Origin of the sequence: Providencia zhijiangensis, assembly GCF_030315915.2 — a bacterium.
Classification (GTDB): Bacteria; Pseudomonadota; Gammaproteobacteria; order Enterobacterales; family Enterobacteriaceae; genus Providencia; species Providencia zhijiangensis.
In genome coordinates, this window is the sequence record NZ_CP135990.1 from 2,164,469 (window position 1) to 2,183,344 (window position 18,876).

The window sequence follows — 18,876 nt, forward strand, 5'->3', positions numbered from 1 at the left end:
ACGCTTGGGTATTTGGTCATACCAAATGTTGATGCAAATCAATTTAGTTGATTATTATGACAACGATCACGCTCGTCAAATCATTTTTTGAAAAAAAAGAAACGAGTCAGCTTTATTTAACTTAGAGACAAAAAAGCCCGAGAATGGCGTTATTCTCGGGCTTGGAAACCTAGCATTTTGTGAGGGTATTTTACTTCACTTTCTTAATACGCTCGTCCGTCGGTAACTGAATTGGCGAATTATCTTTGAAGTATTTCATCAGCGCTTCGTTATCCGGCAAGCTATAGATACGATCTTTACCTTGTTTAAAGGCAGAGAAACGGCTACCACCAGTTGCCAGAAATTCATTGGCAGCGACACGATAGCTTTTTTTCATATCGATTGGCTTGCCATTTAATTTCATGGAACCTGCAATCACTTTATCACCTACCGCACGACTATCATCCCATTCGTAATAAAAACCGTGGGAAACTGGCATGACTTGCGGGCGTTCACGATCCCACTGTTGCTCTAACGCTTGTTTAATTTGCGCTCCAGTTAATGATTGCGTAACGACCACATTCGAGAAAGGCTGCACCGTAAAGATATCTCCGTAGGTCAGTTCCCCTGCTTTAAGATCAGCACGAATACCACCGCTGTTCATAAAGGCAATTTGGGCGCCGCCCGCATCTGGAGTAGCAGCAGCATATAATTGAGCATCCGCGATAATCTTACCTAATGTTGAATCGCCACCCGCCGCTAATTTCTTATCCGCAGGCGCACTCAACGTACCCATGACTTGCTCAGCAATCGGTTTAGAAATGCGTTCATAGTTTTGGATAAAACGGCTTAATTGTGGGTCTTTCTCATAACGGCTGGTTTCAACCGGAATATTTTTCGCATTAATACTGACGATATCGTTGGTTTTTCTATCAATTTCAATATTCAATTGAGACAATAATGTCCCGTTAGATTGTGCTGAAATAACTTTTTTACCATTAATATCACAGTTATACGCTTGATGCGTATGGCCGCTCACCACAAAGTCCACATCGGCATCGAGCTGCTTAACGATCTCAACAATAGGTCCTTTGATGTTATCGCAACGGTTAATATCTTTAACCTTGGTATCCACTTGCTGAGTTGCCCCTTCGTGGATCAACACACCAATGCTACGAATACCTTGCGCCTTAAGCAATTTCACTTGTTGGTTAATGGTTTCGGCTTCATTTTTAAACTCTAAGCCTGCAGTACCACTTGGCGTAACGATGGCTGGCGTTCCTTCCAGTGTTAAGCCAATAAATGCCATTGGTACGCCATCAAATTTCTTAACGTAATAAGATGGGAATAGCGTTTCACCGGTCTCTTTGACAATCACATTCGCGGCTAAATAGTTAAAGTCAGCCCCAGCAAAAGACTCTTTACCCACACAGCCTGCGGTTGGATGGCATCCACCATTTTGCTTTCTCAGTAACTCGATTTTACCTTTATCGAACTCATGGTTACCGACAGCACTGGTCTCAAGACCAATTGCGCTAAGCGCTTCAATAGTAGGCTCATCGTAGAACATCGATGACAGTAATGGACTCGCGCCCACTAAATCCCCTGCGCCCACAATAATGGTGTTGGCGTTTTCCGCTTTTAATTGCTTGACCAGTGTCGCAATGGATTCGATTCCACCGAGTTTACCATCCCCCGGCGCTTGTAATGCACCGTGGAAATCGTTAATACCAATGACTTGAACTTTGACGGTATCGCTCTGTTTCGTGGCACAACCTGCTAATAAAGCACCTGATACCAGCAATGTCACTAAACTGATTTTATGATTCATCTATTCATTGCCCCCAATTACATTTTAAAGCGATAAGTCGTTGTCATCGAACCGGACAACGAATGTGCGCGACGCGACTCACCATCATACAGTTTTGGTGTGGAGTTATCAGACTCTTGCTGGTGGTGCCAGCCCATACCGCCACTTAATGAAACTGACAAGTTCTCAGTTGGCTTCCAGTAAGTAAATAAGCCAACCTGACCTTGTTTTAAACGCTCACCAGAGTAAGAAAATTCACTGTAGTTACTATTAGCCCCGACTGACCAAGTTGGGTTAACTTGATATTCTGCTTTTAATGCCAGCATGGTTTCGCCATCACGCACATAGTCGATATCTGCATAAGCTGGTGAGTTAAAACGTCCACGGGTGTTACCAATTGGGTTACGCGCAAATTGCCCTACTCCATTGGTTTTATGTGCGGTGGTATGCGTGATTCCCGTCATTAGAGTCCACGGCGTTTCTGGAACGCGCCACTCAATTTCACCCGCATAGTGCCAAGCACGCTTATCAAAGTTTTGTTTGCCGCGTTTGGTATCTGTCGATGTACGTTTACCATCGCTACCGTATTCATGACCATAAATTTGAGAAGATAAGGTGATATCTGAGTTTAGTTTGTATTTGATCTCTAAGCCTTGTTGACGGAAAACATCATCCGCCTGACCAATAAAGTAAGAGGCTTTCAATGGTTTGGTGTTGTAGTTAATGCCACCCGTAACCACATGGTTGATATCATGATTGACACCATTTCCGTCACGGAAATACATTCTGTCAATATTCGGGCTATCACGACGCATTACTTTGCCATCAAGATAGAGTAAATCTAAGTTCCAATCGCTAATTGCGGTGTTGGTATAATAACCATTATAGGTGTTTAAAGATAAACGCTGAGAGTTGGTAAAAATACCTGTATTTTTCAACGTGAACCAACCCGCTTTACCTTTGAAATTAACGGGTTCAAAGTCTAATTTGAATTTAGCGTAACGTTGACCAATTTTGTTATAGCCTTTCGCTTCACCATCATCGTTATATAAAATCGCTCGGGAGGCGAAGTCTTTACTTGCCGCCAGTTTGATCGCGCCATAATAAGAGGCATCAAACCCGATAAAATCGGCAAAATATCCGGATTGGTAATCTAACTGAATATTCTGACCCCAAGCTTGTGCAACTTGTTTTCTGTAACGCTGCTCATTGGCATCGTAACGGTTTTCTGACTTTAGGTATTTCCACATATTTCGTGTAGAAAGCTCTAACTCAGAGTCTGCAACAAATGAGTTTTCCTTGATGGCATTTTCCCAATCGCCAGCATTAGCCCCAAACGCAACGAAACAAGATGGAAACAATATTAACGCTATTTTTTTGACTTTCATTTAAATTAAACCTAGTCGTGATTATTAGAATATAACTACCCGCACCCAATTTTTATTGGGCGTTATGACACCTTGCTATCTTTCAATAAGTAACAATTTTATTTAGCTTTAATTACTGCAATAGTCTTTAATGATTATTTAATTTAAGTTGCATCCTCTATTCTTTAAGCACAATTTATTTTCTGAGCATCAAGAATAAAATCTAATTATTTTATAAGTCGAAATAATTAATCCAAACATACGGATTTGATTTAAGTTCACACTATGATTTCAGACTTATTTGGGCAATATTCAACCGCACTCTTAAGGCGCGTTTTGGGTTGATATTCATAATGAAAAGTATGCTAACGTAATTTTGTGTCAATTAACACGATCGGTGTCACAACAAACCAGATGCATTGCAAATCGCACATCATTCGATGTGATATTAATCACTTTATTGGCTATTACATCTATTAATTGAATTTCATATTTAAACAATAATTTTGCTATTTTAATCGCCCATATTTTAATGAAATGTTATTTACTAAAGTGAAATAACATTTTTATTTAAACCAATAATATTAAAGCATGTCCTAGCTCTCCATTTTAAATAAATAGCTAAGTCAATCATCCTGTTTTTAAGCAATATACTGGTTTGATCAGTCACAATGGAGAATATTTATCACATATAGATAGATTATTTAACGCCAAATCTTTATTTGAAATAGGAATTATTCCTAGTCAATTCCATCTGGCAGCCAATATTGGTGCGTGTTTTTTACACATATATTGAATATAGATACAGTATTACTAATCAAATAGGACAATCTCTTTCCTTGTTCCTATTCAATTTATACCAATAAGGTTACCCGTAACTTATTCAGTGAATTTAAGATAAAAAAAACCGATGGGTTATTATCCCATCGGTTCATTTTCAACACGATTTAATTAGCGGCTACGGTGTTCTTGCCACTTTTCATGTAATTCGACTAATTGACGGTGACTTTGCTTCCAACGATCCACAGATTGTAGCTCATTCAATGAATACTGGCGGCCACTGTGATACAGCTTAGAAGCGCGGCTGTCATTTTGTTTCGGTAGGTTATCCAGTACGCTCACCGCACCTTCACGATTATTACAAACAAGGATCATGTCGCAGCCCGCATTCAATGATGCTTTCGCTCTTTCTGGATAACTGCCCATAATGGCAGCACCTTCCATCGATAAATCATCAGAGAAGATAACGCCATCAAAACCAAGCTGCTCACGTAATACCGATTTTAGCCAGAATGGTGAACCACTCGCAGGACGATCGTCCGCTTGAGTATAAACCACGTGAGCTGGCATAATCGCATCAAGCAATTCACGCTGAATAAAGTCTTTAAAAATAGACATGTCTTTGCCGCGAATTTGCTCGAGTGGGCGGTCATCTCGTGGCGTTTCTTTATGGGAATCGGCTTTGACGGCGCCGTGCCCTGGGAAGTGTTTACCTGTGGTTTTCATTCCTGCGCTGTGCATACCGCGAATAAAACGCTCTGCCATCACCATTGCAATTTCAGGATCTGCATGGAATGAACGCTCACCAATAGCGATACTTTCATGTCCTAAATCCAACACAGGCGCAAAGCTAATGTCGATATCCATAGCAATCATTTCTGCCGCCATTAACCAGCCTGCTTCTTGTGCTAATTTAGCGCCGTCCATCTGGTTGTTCAGTGCAGCAAAAGCTTGCGCAGAAGGTAATGCGGTAAATCCATCACGAAAACGCTGTACACGGCCACCTTCTTGATCCACAGCAATCAATAAACGGTGTCTTGATGCATCACGGATTTGTCGCACTAACTCACGCAACTGTGCCGCATCATGGAAGTTACGGGTAAATAAAATCAACCCGCCTACCAGTGGATGAGCTAAAATTTCACGCTCTTCGTTGTCCAGTTCATAACCCTGAACATCCAGCATTATCGGACCCATAACATGCCTCACTTGATTAATTTTCACAAATTCTCGTGTATTCACGGAGATTTTATATTGCCCAATCAAAGACCAAAATAGTCTCGTAATGGGGAAGAATCATTTAAAAACTGCGCTTCTTGACGCTGGCACCACTGAACTTCATACCACATTAACGTCATGTATTTGACCCATGGCTCCCATTGTAGGCTGCGCTCTGCTAAACGCGGTTTATCTTTATAGGCGCCATAGGTGTGGCAATATTGCGTCAAAAAATAATCTCGTTGTTCTACCGTCAGGCTATTGAATTGAAAATAGGTTTCTAGGGACAACCCAATATCGGTATTTGCTGCATATTCCCAATCCACTAGCATTTTTGGCACCCCTTGCTCACACAGCACATTGCCCGGATGAATATCCATATGGGCGGGTGCGAACTTTAACACCTTTGGCATTGGCGTGCGGAGGAAGCGACGATGTATTCGCTTCCAGCGTGCAGAGACTCTTTTATTATCAATTAAATAGCCATAATGAGCAATCTCATTACGTAACGGTAACCGGTAATTTAATACGTCATGATTATGGAGCTTAGCAACGATCCCTGCCAAGTTTTTTTGAAATTCAAAGGAAAGAAATTGTTCGCCGCTAGGATGGTCTCCATTAACCCATTCCAATAATAACCAATGGGCATTACGCCCAATGACTTGGGGGGAATAAGGAAAATCTTTCAGTTGCTTAAGAATATGCGCTTCTTTGCGGCGATTAACGTACAACGCATTTTGCACTTGCCCATCTGAGCGGGCGATTAATTTAATGGCGGGAACTTTGTCTTGGGTTTGAGTAGAGTCTCGATATTCAACTAAATAGCTGCCACCCGATAACCCCGCTAATGGAGAGACTTCCCAGCATGATGCTAAAACTGCTGGGAAGCATTCAGAAAGTAATGCAAACAGTGATAATTGATTACTCAATACTCTGTTTTCCAGACCACACAATTTCACCGGTTTGCACTTCCATTAACTGCATTTCAATGCTGCGTTCTTTAGAAGAGCCTGACATGACACTGTAAATCACATACTGAGCTTGGACATAACGCCCTAAACCAATCGCTTTACTACGAGTGACCAGACTATCATCCTGCGACAATCCCAATGTTTTACGAGCAGCACTGACGACGCCTTGAGGAACCACTTTAAACTTATTGGTTTTCATGACTTCATTGGTTAACGCAGCCGTTACCGCCTGTGAAGGCAAGCTTCCGCTAGTATTATTTTTGACAGAATCGACCAGTAAGACTTTGCCACTTTCAACACCATCATCCGCCACCATTTTATTGACTAAAGGCTGTAATGCCCCAGCCCAATCAATGGTTTGCTGCTTTGGTGGCATCGGTACTGTGTCTGTTGGTGGTGGCGGTGTTAATTCCGGCTGCTTTTCAGGCTGTTTCGGTGTTCCACCCGGTTCAACAGGAACAATTGGGGGTTTAGGCCCTTGAGGGACTGACGGACAACCTGCCAAAATAAATGCTGCTGCTGCGACCAATAAGATCCGTTTCATTGTGACTCTCCAGCCGTTGAAGGTAAGAAAACATAGATACGCGCATTACGTGCAAGCGGAGATGTCGTGACCTCTTTTAGCATCACTGACGAATTAGCTGGGATGACTTGAGGTTGACTCTTTGTTGAATCCACTCTCAGTCCTTGCTCGTCATACCAAAAGATGCGATACATCACAGTGACCGGTTTCTTTTCAATATTGCTCATATTGATCGTTGCGGTCGCCGTTACGCTACCGACCTTAATCACCGGTTTTTCTACAATCACGCCCGCGGCTAGCACGGAAGGCTCCATCACGATGCGCTGCTGATCATTAAATGATAACCCTGTTTTTTTGTTCCAAGCACAACCACTGAGAAACAGCATAAGTAAGCCCAGTGTGGCGACGTATTTTAAGGTTGATGCAGCGCGTTTCATGATGAATTACTTAGCCAATAATGGGCCTAATGGACGTCCACCCACTAAGTGCATATGAATGTGGAAGACTTCTTGTCCTGAATGTTTGTTGCAGTTCATAATCAGGCGATAGCCATCTTCTGCAATCCCTTCTTCTTTCGCAATTTTCGCCGCCACGGTAAATAAGCGCCCTAATGCCAGCTCATCATCAACCGTCACATCATTCACGGTTGGAATTAATTTGTTCGGAATGATCAAAATATGCGTCGGCGCTTGTGCCGCGATATCACGAAATGCTGTGACCAGTTCGTCTTGATATACGATCTCAGACGGGATTTCACGTCGAATGATTTTACTGAAAATAGTCTCTTCTGCCATGACAAATTCCTTAATAATTTAATAGTTATCTATTTATTGCCCAGCGCGTAAATGGAATAAACGGTTGAAGTTTTCGGTGGTGATGTGTGCCATTTCCTCAACACTCACCCCTTTCAATACAGCCATATACTCCACCACATCACGTACATACGCAGGTTGGTTCTCTTTACCACGATGCGGTACTGGGGCTAAGTAAGGTGAATCTGTTTCCACTAAAATTCTATCCAATGGCACAACTCGTGCAGCTTCTCGGATCTGTTCAGCATTACGGAACGTGACAATACCGGAAAAAGAGATGTACATCCCTAAATCCAGTAAATCGATAGCCGTTTGTTGGTCTTCCGTAAAGCAGTGCAACACACCGCCACACTCGTCAACTTTCTCTTCGCGTAAAATAGACAGTGTATCTTCTCGAGCGGAACGAGTATGCACAATCACTGGCTTATTCACTTGACGACCAATGCGAATATGCTGACGAAATGACTCTTGCTGCAGTGCCGCATTCTCTTGCTGATAATAGTAATCTAAGCCCGTTTCACCGAGCGCGACCACTTCACTCCCCGCCGCTAATTGCGCCAACTTTTCAAAATCATAACCTTCATCCAAATTTAGTGGATGAATACCGCAAGAAAACGCGACATTGTCGCGCTTTCCAATTAACTGTTTCATGCTTTCAAAACCTGGCAAGGTGGTTGCCACGGCTAACATAAAGCCGACATCTCGTGCAGATGCCTTTGCGATAACATCATCGACGTTAGTGTGTAATTTTTCATAATCTAAACAGTCGAGATGGCAGTGTGAATCAACAACAAACATAGTCTACTCTTTTTATCTTGAAGGCGAAGCAAATAACGCTTCCCAGTGTAATAATTGGTTGGTCAGGAGTAACTCCTGATTTAGCGCAGGTACGGTTAGTAATTGGTAACGACACGCTTGCCACTGGCTATACACATCTAATAGCTGCGAGCTGCTCATGGATGTTGCCAACAAAGTGATGCACGCCATTTTATCTTGGTTAACAACATACTGTCCTGCTTTTTGCTGCAATTTTATGCCATCGGCAATTAACCCGAGTAGCCAATTAATGCATTCAGGCCCATTGTCGGTATTTAACGCTCGCAGAAGCTTTAAAAAATCTTTCTGACGTAAGCTCTGCTCTAACTCGTTGCACAATAGCAGACGTCGTTGCCACTGCTCCGGCTCAAGCAACTGTAATGCGGCAACAGGCGCGCCTTGGCACAAGGTTAACGCAGTCACGGCATCCTCTACAGATAAACCCGCCTGCTGTTTTTGCAGCCAATACAACGCAACTTGCTGGTCAGGCGCAGGTAAAAAGTGAGTTAAACAGCGACTTCTTAATGTGGCCAGCAAGCTATCTAATTTTTCACAGCCTAATAAAAAGTAGGTCTGCCCTGCGGGTTCTTCTAAGGTTTTGAGCAGCGCGTTAGCCGCAGCATCCGTCAATACTTGTGCATCGGGAATGGAAACGACTTTTGCACCACTTTGCTGCGCATGACCACTTAATGTATCAGTTAGCTTACGAACCGCATCAACACTGATGGTCGTTTTCCCTTTTTCAGGTTCCAGAACATGATAATCAGGATGTGTGCCTGCCAACATTAAGCGGCAACTATGGCATTCTCCACAGCTTTTTAAACCATCTTTATTTTGGCAAATCAACCAACGGCTCACACCATAGCTTAATGCTTCAGCCCCATTGCCCGCTATTGAGTGAATCAACAACGCGTGGTGTCCACGCCCTGCTTGATAAGCGCTAATTAATTGGCGGTAAGTTTCATTAAGCCATGGATACCAATTCATCATTAGTGCCTTATTTTGCCAGCCATGTCAGTAATGTGCTGCGAATATCGGCTTGCACTTGTTCAATATTTTGACTCGCATCGATGGTTAAAATAGTGTCATCTGCCGCAGCCAGTTCTAAATAACGCGCTCGGGTGCGTTCAAAGAAAGCCAGCGATTCTTTCTCAATACGGTCTAATTCACCGCGAGAACGAGCCCGTTGTAAACCCAATTCTGGCGGTAAATCTAAATAAAGAGTCAGAGCTGGTTTAAATTCACCAAGAACTAAATCTCTTAATGAGGCCATTAAATGGCGATCGATTTCACGACCACCACCTTGATAAGCTTGGGAGGATAAATCGTGTCTATCACCAATAACCCATTTTCCTGCTGCAAGTGCAGGTTTGATGACGGTATCAACTAACTGAACACGTGCCGCGTACAACATTAATAGCTCAGCTTTGTCGGTGACTCTATCACCTTCAATGCCTTGCTTTATCAATTCACGTAGTTTTTCCGCAAGCGGCGTACCACCCGGTTCACGGGTAAATACCATATCATGGATGCCAGCTTGCTTTAATGTGTCAACAACGGTGTTGATTGCCGTCGTTTTACCCGCACCTTCTAATCCTTCAATAACAATAAATTGGTTTTTCATTTCGTTTATCAATTCTTTTGCTCAATTTGTCGGTAAACCTTAACAGCGCGGTTATGGTCATTAAGATTGCGACTAAAAGTATGTCCACCTGTACCATCGGCGACAAAGTATAAATAATCTGTTTTTGCTGGGTGAGCCGCCGCTTTTATTGAGGCAAGGCTCGGCATGGCAATTGGCGTTGGTGGTAAACCATCAATTTTATACGTGTTATACGCGGTGTAGTTATCTAAGTCACTGCGATAAATTTTACCACGATAGTTTTCCCCTAACCCGTAGATAACCGTAGGGTCTGTTTGTAAGCGCATGTTTTTCTTCAAGCGATTCACAAATACCGAAGCAACCTGTGCACGTTCGTTGTCCACGCCAGTCTCTTTTTCAACAATCGATGCCATGATCAACATTTCATAGGCATTCTTATAGGGTAGATCTTTATCGCGACCTTTCCACTCTTCTTCCACCGCGGCTTGCATACGTTTATAAGCACGCTTAAGTATTTCAACATCACTGGTGCCCGCAGTGTATAAATAGGTATCAGGGTATAACCAACCTTCAAGGTTATCACCCTCTTTAAAATCCAGCATGGCATAAAGCTCAGTTGGCGTAGCATCTTGAATTTTATGTTGCATATAAGGAGCGTCACGCAAAATATTGCTCCAATCCGCCAGTTTGTTACCTTCAATAAAACGAATACTAAATTGTGCTTCTTTGCCACTGGCAATCACCGCTAATAATTGCTCCACCGTCATGTTTGGCTGTAAGCGATAGGTTCCCGCTTTGAACTGAGCTAATTCAGGCCGTGCTTTTAGAAGAAGTTGAAAATTATGTCCCTCTTCAATAAATTTTTCCTTGATAAGCAACCCTTCTAAGGCCACTCGCCCTGTCCCAGCAGGCACAGTAAAGATTGTCTCTTGGACAACGTTGATAGGCTTTTTCGCATAATCAAGAACTTGGCGATATTGCAGATACACCACAATCGCGCCGATAACCGCAAGGACAAAGACAATCAGTGTTATTTTTTTCGCTAATTTCATTATGGGTCACTTAAATGTATTTTTTGTCGATGAATAATTGTTTGTCGATGAATGATAAGAGTTAAATGGTTATCAGCTTTAAATTTGTCGCTGTAATAGTAAATACTCAAACAGTTCTCTTGATTGATAACTGATTGTTTTATCTTCTGAAAATCGGATGCTTTTCACCGGTAAAACCGGCATTAAAGCATTGCAAATAATCACTTCATCACATTGAGTCAAAATGGCAGGAAAGCGCTCGACTTCTGCCAGATGGTACTGGCTATTATTGAACTGCGCTATGATCTTTTGTCTCATTAATCCATTAACGCCGGAGTGACTAAGAATAGGCGTATAAACATCACGCCCTATACGCCAAAAAATATTGGCGCTACAGCATTCAACAATGACGCCATTTGTATCCAACACCACGGCTTCATCCAATTTAGCATCGTCAATTTCTTGGCGGATCAACACTTGCTCTAAGCGATTTAAGTGCTTCATGCCTGCTAAGAGTGGATTGCGGCTTAATGGAATTTGGCTGAGCAACAACGATGCCCCTTGGCACTGTAATGCGGCGTAGTGTTTCGGGAAAGGCGAAACCATTACGATGATTGTCGGGTGTTCAAACCCTTGAGAGCTATAACCTCGACCACCCTGCCCACGACTTAACATGACCTTCACAACAAACTCTTCATCAGTTTGTTGTTCACAAATCTCTTCAATATGTTGCGTCAGTTGTGGCCAATCTATCACTGGTAATTTGAGTCGAGCGGAATCTTGCTGTAAGCGTAAAATATGCTTCTCTAACATCTTTGCTTGTTGATTCACGCCATGGATAGTCGTAAAGCAGCCATCACCAAAGGCAATAGCGCGATCAGTAATATCAATTTGTTGACAAGAAACCCCGTTAACCCAATAAGTCATGACCATTTCTTATAATAAAAGCTGATAAATCAGGCAGTAACATAGTGTGTAATATCATAAACTAAAGCAAAGAGTACTGCAAAAAGAAGGCAAAAATAAAGCCCCAGCATCAACGATACTGGAGCTTAGAAATGCACGGTATTATTGATTATTCCGCGTGATAGCGACGGAAAATTAAAGAACCGTTAGTACCACCAAAGCCGAATGAGTTACACAGAGCATATTCCATGTTTTCAACTTTACGGGCTTCACCCGGAACAAAATCAAGCTTACAACCTTCATCAGGATTATCTAAGTTGATTGTTGGTGGAACGATTTGGTCGCACAGAGACAGAATAGTGAAGATAGATTCAACTGCACCCGCAGCACCTAATAAGTGACCTGTCATGGATTTTGTTGAACTAACTAACACATTTGTGTCTTCACCAAATACAGAGATAACCGCTTGTGCTTCCGCTAAGTCACCTGCTGGCGTTGATGTACCATGAGCATTGATATAGCCAATATCACTTGGCTTAATACCTGCATCATTTAGCGCATTTTTCATCGCTAATGCAGCGCCTTCACCATTTTCTGGTGGTGACGTCATGTGGTAAGCATCACTGCTCATACCAAAGCCTGCGATTTCTGCGTAAATTTTCGCACCACGCGCTTTAGCATGTTCATATTCTTCAAGTACGATGATCCCTGCGCCATCACCAAGTACAAAACCGTCACGGTCTTTGTCCCATGGGCGACTAGCCGCTTGTGGGTCATCATTACGGGTTGATAATGCACGTGCTGCACCAAAGCCCGCTACACCTAATGGTGTTGTTGCTTTTTCAGTACCGCCAGCCAGCATTACGTCTGCATCGCCGTACGCAATCATACGTGCTGCGTGCCCAATATTATGAACGCCTGATGTACAAGCTGTTGCAATTGAAATACTTGGACCACGGAGACCATACATGATGCTTAAGTGACCAGCAGCCATGTTGATAATTGTTGAAGGTACGAAGAATGGGCTCACTTTGCGAGGACCACCGTGTAACATAGATTCACAGTTGTCTTGAATGAGACCTAACCCGCCAATACCAGAACCAATAGCTAAACCGATACGAGTAGCATTGGCTTCTGTTACTTCCAATCCAGAATCTTTGATGGCTTGATAACCAGCTGCAATGCCATACTGAATGAATGGGTCCATCTTCTTCGCATCTTTGCGAGAGATGTCAAAATCTTCGTAATTGAAATCTTTTACTAAGCCTGCAAATTTAGTTGCGTGGTTAGTAGTATCAAAATGATCAATTAGGCTGATACCACTCTGTCCGCCACAAACAGCTTTCCATGATGAATCAACTGTATTGCCGACAGGAGATAACATGCCAAGTCCGGTTACGACTACACGACGCTTAGACACGTATGTCCTCCAAGGAGGGAATTAGTTACAAAAGAAACATAGGCGATCGAATGATCGCCTAGATAAGTTTTACCGCTATTACTCAGATGCTTTGACGTAGTCAATTGCAGCCTGTACTGTAGTGATCTTTTCAGCTTCTTCGTCAGGGATTTCGCAATCGAACTCTTCTTCCAGAGCCATAACCAGTTCTACTGTGTCAAGAGAATCAGCGCCCAAGTCATCAACAAATGAAGCTGTATTCACAACTTCTTCCTCTTTAACACCCAGTTGTTCAACGATGATTTTCTTAACGCGTTCTTCGATAGTGCTCATACTATTAAAATTCCTATCAAAACTCGCTTTCGCGATGGTTTTCGTAGTTTATGAAATACAGGAAAAGATACAACCCAATCCCGGCTGTGGAAACCATTATTTTGCATAATTTTGCATTAGGCAACACAAAAATATGCAAATGGTTCCCTCATTTCTTTAGATCATGTACATGCCACCATTGACATGCAATGTTTCACCCGTGATGTAAGCAGCTTCGTCAGAAGCTAAAAATGCTACAGCACTGGCAATTTCTTGTGCATCACCCAGTCTATCCGCAGGAACCTGAGATAAAATGCCTGCACGTTGTTCGTCTGTCAATGCCTTAGTCATATCAGTTTCGATAAAACCGGGCGCTACAACGTTAACAGTGATACCACGAGAAGCGACTTCACGAGCTAATGATTTACTAAAACCAATCAGCCCAGCTTTCGCTGCCGCGTAGTTTGTTTGTCCCGCATTTCCCATAACACCCACAACAGATGCAATGGAAATAATTCGCCCACAACGCTTTTTCATCATGGCACGCAAAACGGATTTAGACAAACGGTAAACGGATGAAAGATTCGTGTCAATAATATCTTGCCACTCATCATCCTTCATACGCATCAATAAGTTATCACGCGTAATACCTGCATTATTGACCAAAATATCAATTTCGCCAAATTCCGCACGGATCTGGGTCAATGTTTCTTCAATTGATGCAGGATCTGTCACGTTTAACGCTAAGCCTTTACCTTTCCCATCTAAATAGGTAGTAATCGCTTCCGCGCCTTTTTCGCTTGTTGCCGTACCGATAACAGTCGCACCGCGTGCAGTTAAGGTTAAAGCGATTGCTTTACCGATCCCGCGGCTCGCACCAGTTACCAGTGCAATTTTTCCTTCAAAGCTCATTGTCGTCCTCAGATAGTTTCTAAAGCCGAGTCTAATGATACAGGATCATTGACTGCAACGGCAGTTAAATTAGAGACAATTCGCTTGGTTAGACCAGTCAGAACTTTGCCTGGACCCATTTCAACCAATTGCTCAATGCCTTGTTCCGCCATGAATTCGACTGTTTCAGTCCAGCGCACCGGATTATATAATTGGCGCACTAATGCATCACGGATATTTTTCGCAGACGTTTCCATTTTAACATCAACGTTGTTGATAACAGGATAGGCCGGCTCACAAAATTCAATTTTTTCTAATGCTTCAGCTAATTTATCTGCAGCTGGCTTCATTAATGCACAGTGGGAAGGCACGCTAACAGACAGTGGCAACGCACGTTTGGCGCCAGCTTCTTTACAAGCAGCACCTGCGCGCTCAACAGCAGCTTTCTCGCCGGCAATAACAACTTGGCCTGGTGAGTTAAAGTTCACAGGTGAAACCACCTGCCCTTGCGCCGCTTCTTGGCATGCTTTCTCGATAGATTCGTTATCTAAACCGATGATTGCATACATTGCGCCAGTGCCTTCAGGAACCGCTTCTTGCATCAGTTTGCCGCGCAGTTCTACCAATTTAATGGCTTGTTTGAAGTCGATAACACCCGCACAAACTAATGCTGAATATTCACCAAGGCTGTGACCCGCCATCAACGTAGGCATTTTGCCATTTTTTGCTTGCCAAACACGGAAGATAGCCACTGACGCTGCTAATAATGCAGGTTGAGTCTGCCATGTTTTGTTTAATTCTTCTTCTGGTCCATTTTGAACTAATGCCCAGAGATCGTAACCCAATGCTTCAGACGCTTCAGCGAATGTTTCTTTAACCAGCTGATTTTGTTCTGCTAAATCAGCTAACATCCCTAAAGATTGGGAACCTTGTCCCGGGAATACCATAGCAAATTGTGTCATGTCTGTTTTCTCAGTAAATTAAAAACGAACCAGTGCGGAGCCCCAAGTAAAGCCGCCACCAAATGCTTCTAATAACACTAATTGGCCACGCTGAATGCGACCATCGCGCACTGCTTCATCGAGTGCTGTTGGGACTGATGCCGCGGAAGTATTTCCATGACGATCCAGCGTAACAACCACTTTATCCATGGTCATATCCAATTTTTTTGCGGTCGCGGAAATAATTCGTAAATTTGCTTGATGTGGAACTAACCAATCAAGTTCTTCTTTTGCAATGTCATTTTGCGCCAATGTCTCATCGACGATATGGGCTAATTCACGCACAGCAACTTTGAATACTTCGTTACCTGTCATGGACAAGTAAGCTTGGTCATCTGAACAGCGGCTACGGTTTGGTAAGGAGAGTAAATCCCCATAACGCCCGTCGGCATGTAGATGTGTAGAAATGATCCCTGGTTCTTCAGAAGCACCGATCACCACAGCACCCGCGGCATCACCAAATAGAATAATGGTTCCGCGATCATTTGGGTCTAAAGTTTTAGATAACGCATCCGCACCAATTACCAGTGCTTTTTTGGTCATGCCCGTTTTAACGAACTGATCAGCGATACTGATAGCATAAGTAAAACCGGCACAAGCCGCTGCCACATCAAATGCCGCGCAATCATTAATTTCCAGCATTTGCTGAATTTGACAGGCTGCGCTTGGGAATGCATGAGTTGCGGAGGTTGTCGCGACAATAATTAAACCAATTTCACTGCTGTCGACCTGTGCCATTTCCAGCGCATTTTTTGCTGCTTGGAAACCCATTGTGGACACGTTCTCATCGTCAGCTGAAATTCGTCTCTCTTTAATACCCGTACGCGTTACAATCCATTCATCAGAAGTATCAACCATTTTTTCCAGATCAGCATTGGTACGAATTTGCGATGGCAAATAGCTGCCTGTTCCTAATATTTTACTGTACATAGGTTATTGATCACTCCTGGGTAAAACAATATTAAGTCGAGCTGTTATTCTTTCGGGAACTTGTCGTTCAACAGCCTGTACCGCACGCTCAATTGCGGCTTTAAACGCATTTTCATTCGCTGCGCCATGGCTTTTAATAACAATCCCTTTTAATCCTAACAGAGTCGCGCCGTTATACTGGTCGGGGTTCATATCCCCAAAACGCTTCATTAGCCGTTTTTTCAACCATTTCTTAGCGAGTTGCATAAACCAACTGCTTTTTTTGTTCTCTTCACCGGCTGATTTTAACAATGAAAGAATGACACGAATCACCCCTTCCATCGTTTTTAGTGAGACATTACCTGCGAAGCCGTCACACACTAATACATCTGTTTTACCTGTCAGCAACTCGTTGCCTTCAACATAACCAATGTAATTAATTGACGTCGTTTCTTTCAACATAGCGGCGGCTTCGCGGATATTGTCCAGCCCTTTACTCTCTTCTTCACCAATATTGAGTAAAGCGACTTTAGGTTGATTGATGTTGGCAACTTCTTCCGCCATCACCGAACCCATCACTGCAAACTGCACGAGCATTTCACTGCTGCAATTCACGTTAGCCCCTAAATCGAGGACAACGGTTTTTCCTTTTTTCTGATTTGGCAAAATGGTCATTAACGCTGGGCGCTCAATACCTTCAATTGATTTTAACATCAATTTTGCCAAGCCCATCAATGCACCCGTATTACCCGCACTCACGCAAGCCTGTGCTTGGCCTGTCTTCACTAACTCTAATGCCACTCGCATTGACGTCCCTTTGCTTTGGCGAATTGCGTGGGATGGCTTAGCATCGTTGGCAATGACGTTTTCGGCAGGGATAATTTCGATACGCGAAATTTGCTCCGCACTTTGTTGTGCAAGCAAAGGATGAATGGCTTCGGGTTGACCGACAAGCAGTAATTTTAATGCTGGATTAGATGCCAGTGCCTGCAATGCAGCAGGCACCGTGACGCGGGGACCAACATCCCCGCCCATGGCATCTAACGCGATGGTTAGACTAGCCAAAGTATCAACAATTACTTGCTGATAACCTTACGGCCACGGTAGTAACCATCTGCAGTCACGTGGTGACGCAGGTGAGTTTCACCGGAAGTTTTATCTACAGAAACTAGGGTAGCAGTCAGTGCATCATGTGAACGACGCATACCGCGTTTTGAACGAGTTGGTTTATTCTGTTGTACGGCCATTGACCTTACTCCTTAAGTACTTTTCTTTAAACTGGCTAATACGGCAAATGGATTTGGCTTCTCTACCTCAGGAGGTAGTTCACCATACACCATGTCCGCTTCGGACACTTCACAGTGTTCAGAATCATGAACCGGAACCACTGGTAGGGATAGAATTATTTCATCTTCTAACATTCCCAGCAAATTTATTTCACCAAATTCATCTACATAAACTGGTTCATACTGTTCCGGTAATGCTTCGGCCTTTTCGTCACTGACGACAGGACTAAAACAATACGATACGTAGACATGATGTTTGAAATCTTTTCTGCAACGTTGGCATTGTAGGGTGACATCCAATTCAGAATGCCCCTCTATGACCGTCAAGCGCTGATTATCAATTTTAAATGATAATTTGCTTTCAACATCACTATCTACACTGACTACTGATTCGGCAATTCGTGTAACTTGCTCAGGTGTGTAACTCCCGACATAGTCGAGGTTTTTCTGAGCTGCACGCTGCGCATCGATAGTCAGGGGTAATTTTACCTTTTGCATAAGGCGCGCATATTAACTTTGTAATGAACTATAGTCAAAGAAAAAGGCGGGATAAACTCGCCTTTTCACCAAAAAATCGCCGGTTAAGCGGATATAGTTTAAAATGAGTTAACCCTTTTGGCTATGAGTTTCGAGAAAAATCATGAAATCGATTATTTTGGCGTCAACCTCTGAATACCGACAAGCCTTACTTAAGAAGCTGGGCATCCCATTTCTTGCTGCTGCGCCCAACATTGATGAAACCCCTGTTCTACAGGAATCGGCTCAAGCTTTAGTGATGCGCTTATCTCACGAAAAAGCCAATGCATTGGCTCAACAATATCCACAGCATTTAATTATTGGATCTGACCAAGTTTGCGTCATTGACGATAAAATCGTCGGAAAGCCGCATAATTTTGATAATGCCTTTAAACAACTCAAGGCAGCGTCAGGTCATCGGGTGACTTTTTATACTGGGCTTTGCTTATTAGATAGTGCGACAGGTAAATTCAATCTCCAGTGCGAACCCTTCGATGTCTATTTTAGACAGCTCACGGATGAAGAGATCACCCAATACCTAAATAAAGACGAACCTTATCAATGTGCGGGCAGTTTTAAATCGGAAGGACTAGGCATTAGCCTGTTTGATAAACTTTCAGGGCGAGATCCAAACACGCTGATTGGTTTGCCAACTATTTTATTGCTGGAAATGTTACGCCAGCATGGGGTCAATCCACTCTTAGACTAAATAATAAGGTTAGCTAACCTGCCGGGAATCGCTAACC

Annotated in this window: 21 protein-coding genes; 1 reads left to right on the forward strand and 20 read right to left on the reverse strand. The window is 43.0% G+C overall.

Translation table 11 applies throughout. The features are described from left to right. Nucleotides 1–190: 190 nt before the first annotated feature. The 20 genes from QS795_RS09960 to yceD form a co-directional block, all read right to left on the reverse strand. The gene (locus QS795_RS09960; RefSeq protein WP_154603586.1) at nucleotides 191–1,810 is read right to left on the reverse strand and encodes a bifunctional metallophosphatase/5'-nucleotidase; all 1,620 of its coding nucleotides are present in this window, start codon (nucleotides 1,808–1,810) and stop codon (nucleotides 191–193) included. A gap of 17 nt (nucleotides 1,811–1,827) precedes the next feature. Next, the gene (locus QS795_RS09965; protein WP_036953100.1) at nucleotides 1,828–3,177 is read right to left on the reverse strand and encodes an OprD family outer membrane porin; all 1,350 of its coding nucleotides are present in this window, start codon (nucleotides 3,175–3,177) and stop codon (nucleotides 1,828–1,830) included. Between the two features lie 930 nt (nucleotides 3,178–4,107). Next, nucleotides 4,108–5,133, reverse strand: a complete 1,026-nt coding sequence (nagZ, locus tag QS795_RS09970; RefSeq protein ID WP_154603585.1) for a beta-N-acetylhexosaminidase — start codon at nucleotides 5,131–5,133, stop codon at nucleotides 4,108–4,110. A 65-nt stretch (nucleotides 5,134–5,198) separates the two neighbouring features. Next, a complete protein-coding gene (locus QS795_RS09975; RefSeq protein WP_318626452.1) occupies nucleotides 5,199–6,083 on the reverse strand; it encodes a phosphotransferase in 885 nt (294 codons plus the stop codon). Then, entirely contained in the window at nucleotides 6,076–6,669 is a 594-nt protein-coding gene (gene lpoB / locus QS795_RS09980) for a penicillin-binding protein activator LpoB (RefSeq protein ID WP_318626453.1), read from the reverse strand. Before lpoB ends, QS795_RS09975 begins: the two co-directional genes overlap by 8 nt. After that, nucleotides 6,666–7,085, reverse strand: coding sequence for a YcfL family putative periplasmic lipoprotein (locus QS795_RS09985; protein ID WP_154603582.1), 420 nt, complete (start codon nucleotides 7,083–7,085; stop codon nucleotides 6,666–6,668). The genes lpoB and QS795_RS09985 overlap by 4 nt, the downstream gene beginning before the upstream one ends. Nucleotides 7,086–7,091: 6 nt before the next feature. After that, nucleotides 7,092–7,442: a purine nucleoside phosphoramidase gene (gene hinT / locus QS795_RS09990; protein WP_006660814.1), complete on the reverse strand. Its 351-nt coding sequence runs from the start codon at nucleotides 7,440–7,442 to the stop codon at nucleotides 7,092–7,094. 33 nt (nucleotides 7,443–7,475) lie between these two features. After that, nucleotides 7,476–8,258 (reverse strand): metal-dependent hydrolase, encoded by a 783-nt coding sequence (locus tag QS795_RS09995; protein ID WP_286270405.1) that lies wholly within the window; start codon nucleotides 8,256–8,258, stop codon nucleotides 7,476–7,478. 12 nt (nucleotides 8,259–8,270) lie between these two features. After that, nucleotides 8,271–9,263, reverse strand: coding sequence for a DNA polymerase III subunit delta' (gene holB, locus QS795_RS10000; RefSeq protein WP_286270500.1), 993 nt, complete (start codon nucleotides 9,261–9,263; stop codon nucleotides 8,271–8,273). A gap of 10 nt (nucleotides 9,264–9,273) precedes the next feature. Next, nucleotides 9,274–9,900 carry a dTMP kinase gene (gene tmk, locus QS795_RS10005; protein ID WP_154603580.1) on the reverse strand — a complete coding sequence of 209 codons (627 nt, stop codon included), beginning with the start codon at nucleotides 9,898–9,900 and terminating at the stop codon, nucleotides 9,274–9,276. A gap of 8 nt (nucleotides 9,901–9,908) precedes the next feature. After that, nucleotides 9,909–10,931, reverse strand: a complete 1,023-nt coding sequence (mltG, locus tag QS795_RS10010) for an endolytic transglycosylase MltG (protein ID WP_318626454.1) — start codon at nucleotides 10,929–10,931, stop codon at nucleotides 9,909–9,911. A gap of 78 nt (nucleotides 10,932–11,009) precedes the next feature. Beyond that, nucleotides 11,010–11,837 (reverse strand): aminodeoxychorismate lyase, encoded by an 828-nt coding sequence (gene pabC, locus QS795_RS10015; protein ID WP_286270409.1) that lies wholly within the window; start codon nucleotides 11,835–11,837, stop codon nucleotides 11,010–11,012. Nucleotides 11,838–11,985: 148 nt separating this feature from the next. After that, a complete protein-coding gene (gene fabF / locus QS795_RS10020; protein ID WP_286270411.1) occupies nucleotides 11,986–13,236 on the reverse strand; it encodes a beta-ketoacyl-ACP synthase II in 1,251 nt (416 codons plus the stop codon). A 78-nt stretch (nucleotides 13,237–13,314) separates the two neighbouring features. Then, complete coding sequence (gene acpP, locus QS795_RS10025) at nucleotides 13,315–13,548, reverse strand: acyl carrier protein (RefSeq protein ID WP_006660807.1); 234 nt, start codon at nucleotides 13,546–13,548, stop codon at nucleotides 13,315–13,317. Between the two features lie 156 nt (nucleotides 13,549–13,704). Then, nucleotides 13,705–14,439 carry a 3-oxoacyl-ACP reductase FabG gene (gene fabG / locus QS795_RS10030; RefSeq protein WP_154603577.1) on the reverse strand — a complete coding sequence of 245 codons (735 nt, stop codon included), beginning with the start codon at nucleotides 14,437–14,439 and terminating at the stop codon, nucleotides 13,705–13,707. 8 nt (nucleotides 14,440–14,447) lie between these two features. Then, entirely contained in the window at nucleotides 14,448–15,380 is a 933-nt protein-coding gene (gene fabD, locus QS795_RS10035; protein ID WP_154639314.1) for an ACP S-malonyltransferase, read from the reverse strand. 18 nt (nucleotides 15,381–15,398) lie between these two features. Then, nucleotides 15,399–16,349, reverse strand: a complete 951-nt coding sequence (locus QS795_RS10040) for a beta-ketoacyl-ACP synthase III (protein WP_286270418.1) — start codon at nucleotides 16,347–16,349, stop codon at nucleotides 15,399–15,401. A gap of 3 nt (nucleotides 16,350–16,352) precedes the next feature. Then, on the reverse strand, nucleotides 16,353–17,393 hold the full coding sequence (plsX, locus tag QS795_RS10045; protein WP_286270419.1) for a phosphate acyltransferase PlsX: 1,041 nt from the start codon (nucleotides 17,391–17,393) through the stop codon (nucleotides 16,353–16,355). Between the two features lie 11 nt (nucleotides 17,394–17,404). Beyond that, nucleotides 17,405–17,575, reverse strand: a complete 171-nt coding sequence (gene rpmF / locus QS795_RS10050) for a 50S ribosomal protein L32 (RefSeq protein ID WP_006660802.1) — start codon at nucleotides 17,573–17,575, stop codon at nucleotides 17,405–17,407. A gap of 12 nt (nucleotides 17,576–17,587) precedes the next feature. Beyond that, entirely contained in the window at nucleotides 17,588–18,112 is a 525-nt protein-coding gene (gene yceD, locus QS795_RS10055) for a 23S rRNA accumulation protein YceD (RefSeq protein ID WP_036953067.1), read from the reverse strand. Between the two features lie 142 nt (nucleotides 18,113–18,254). Here yceD and QS795_RS10060 point away from each other — a divergent pair, with 142 nt between their 5' ends. Beyond that, nucleotides 18,255–18,839: a Maf family protein gene (locus QS795_RS10060; protein WP_154603575.1), complete on the forward strand. Its 585-nt coding sequence runs from the start codon at nucleotides 18,255–18,257 to the stop codon at nucleotides 18,837–18,839. Nucleotides 18,840–18,876: the final 37 nt, after the last annotated feature.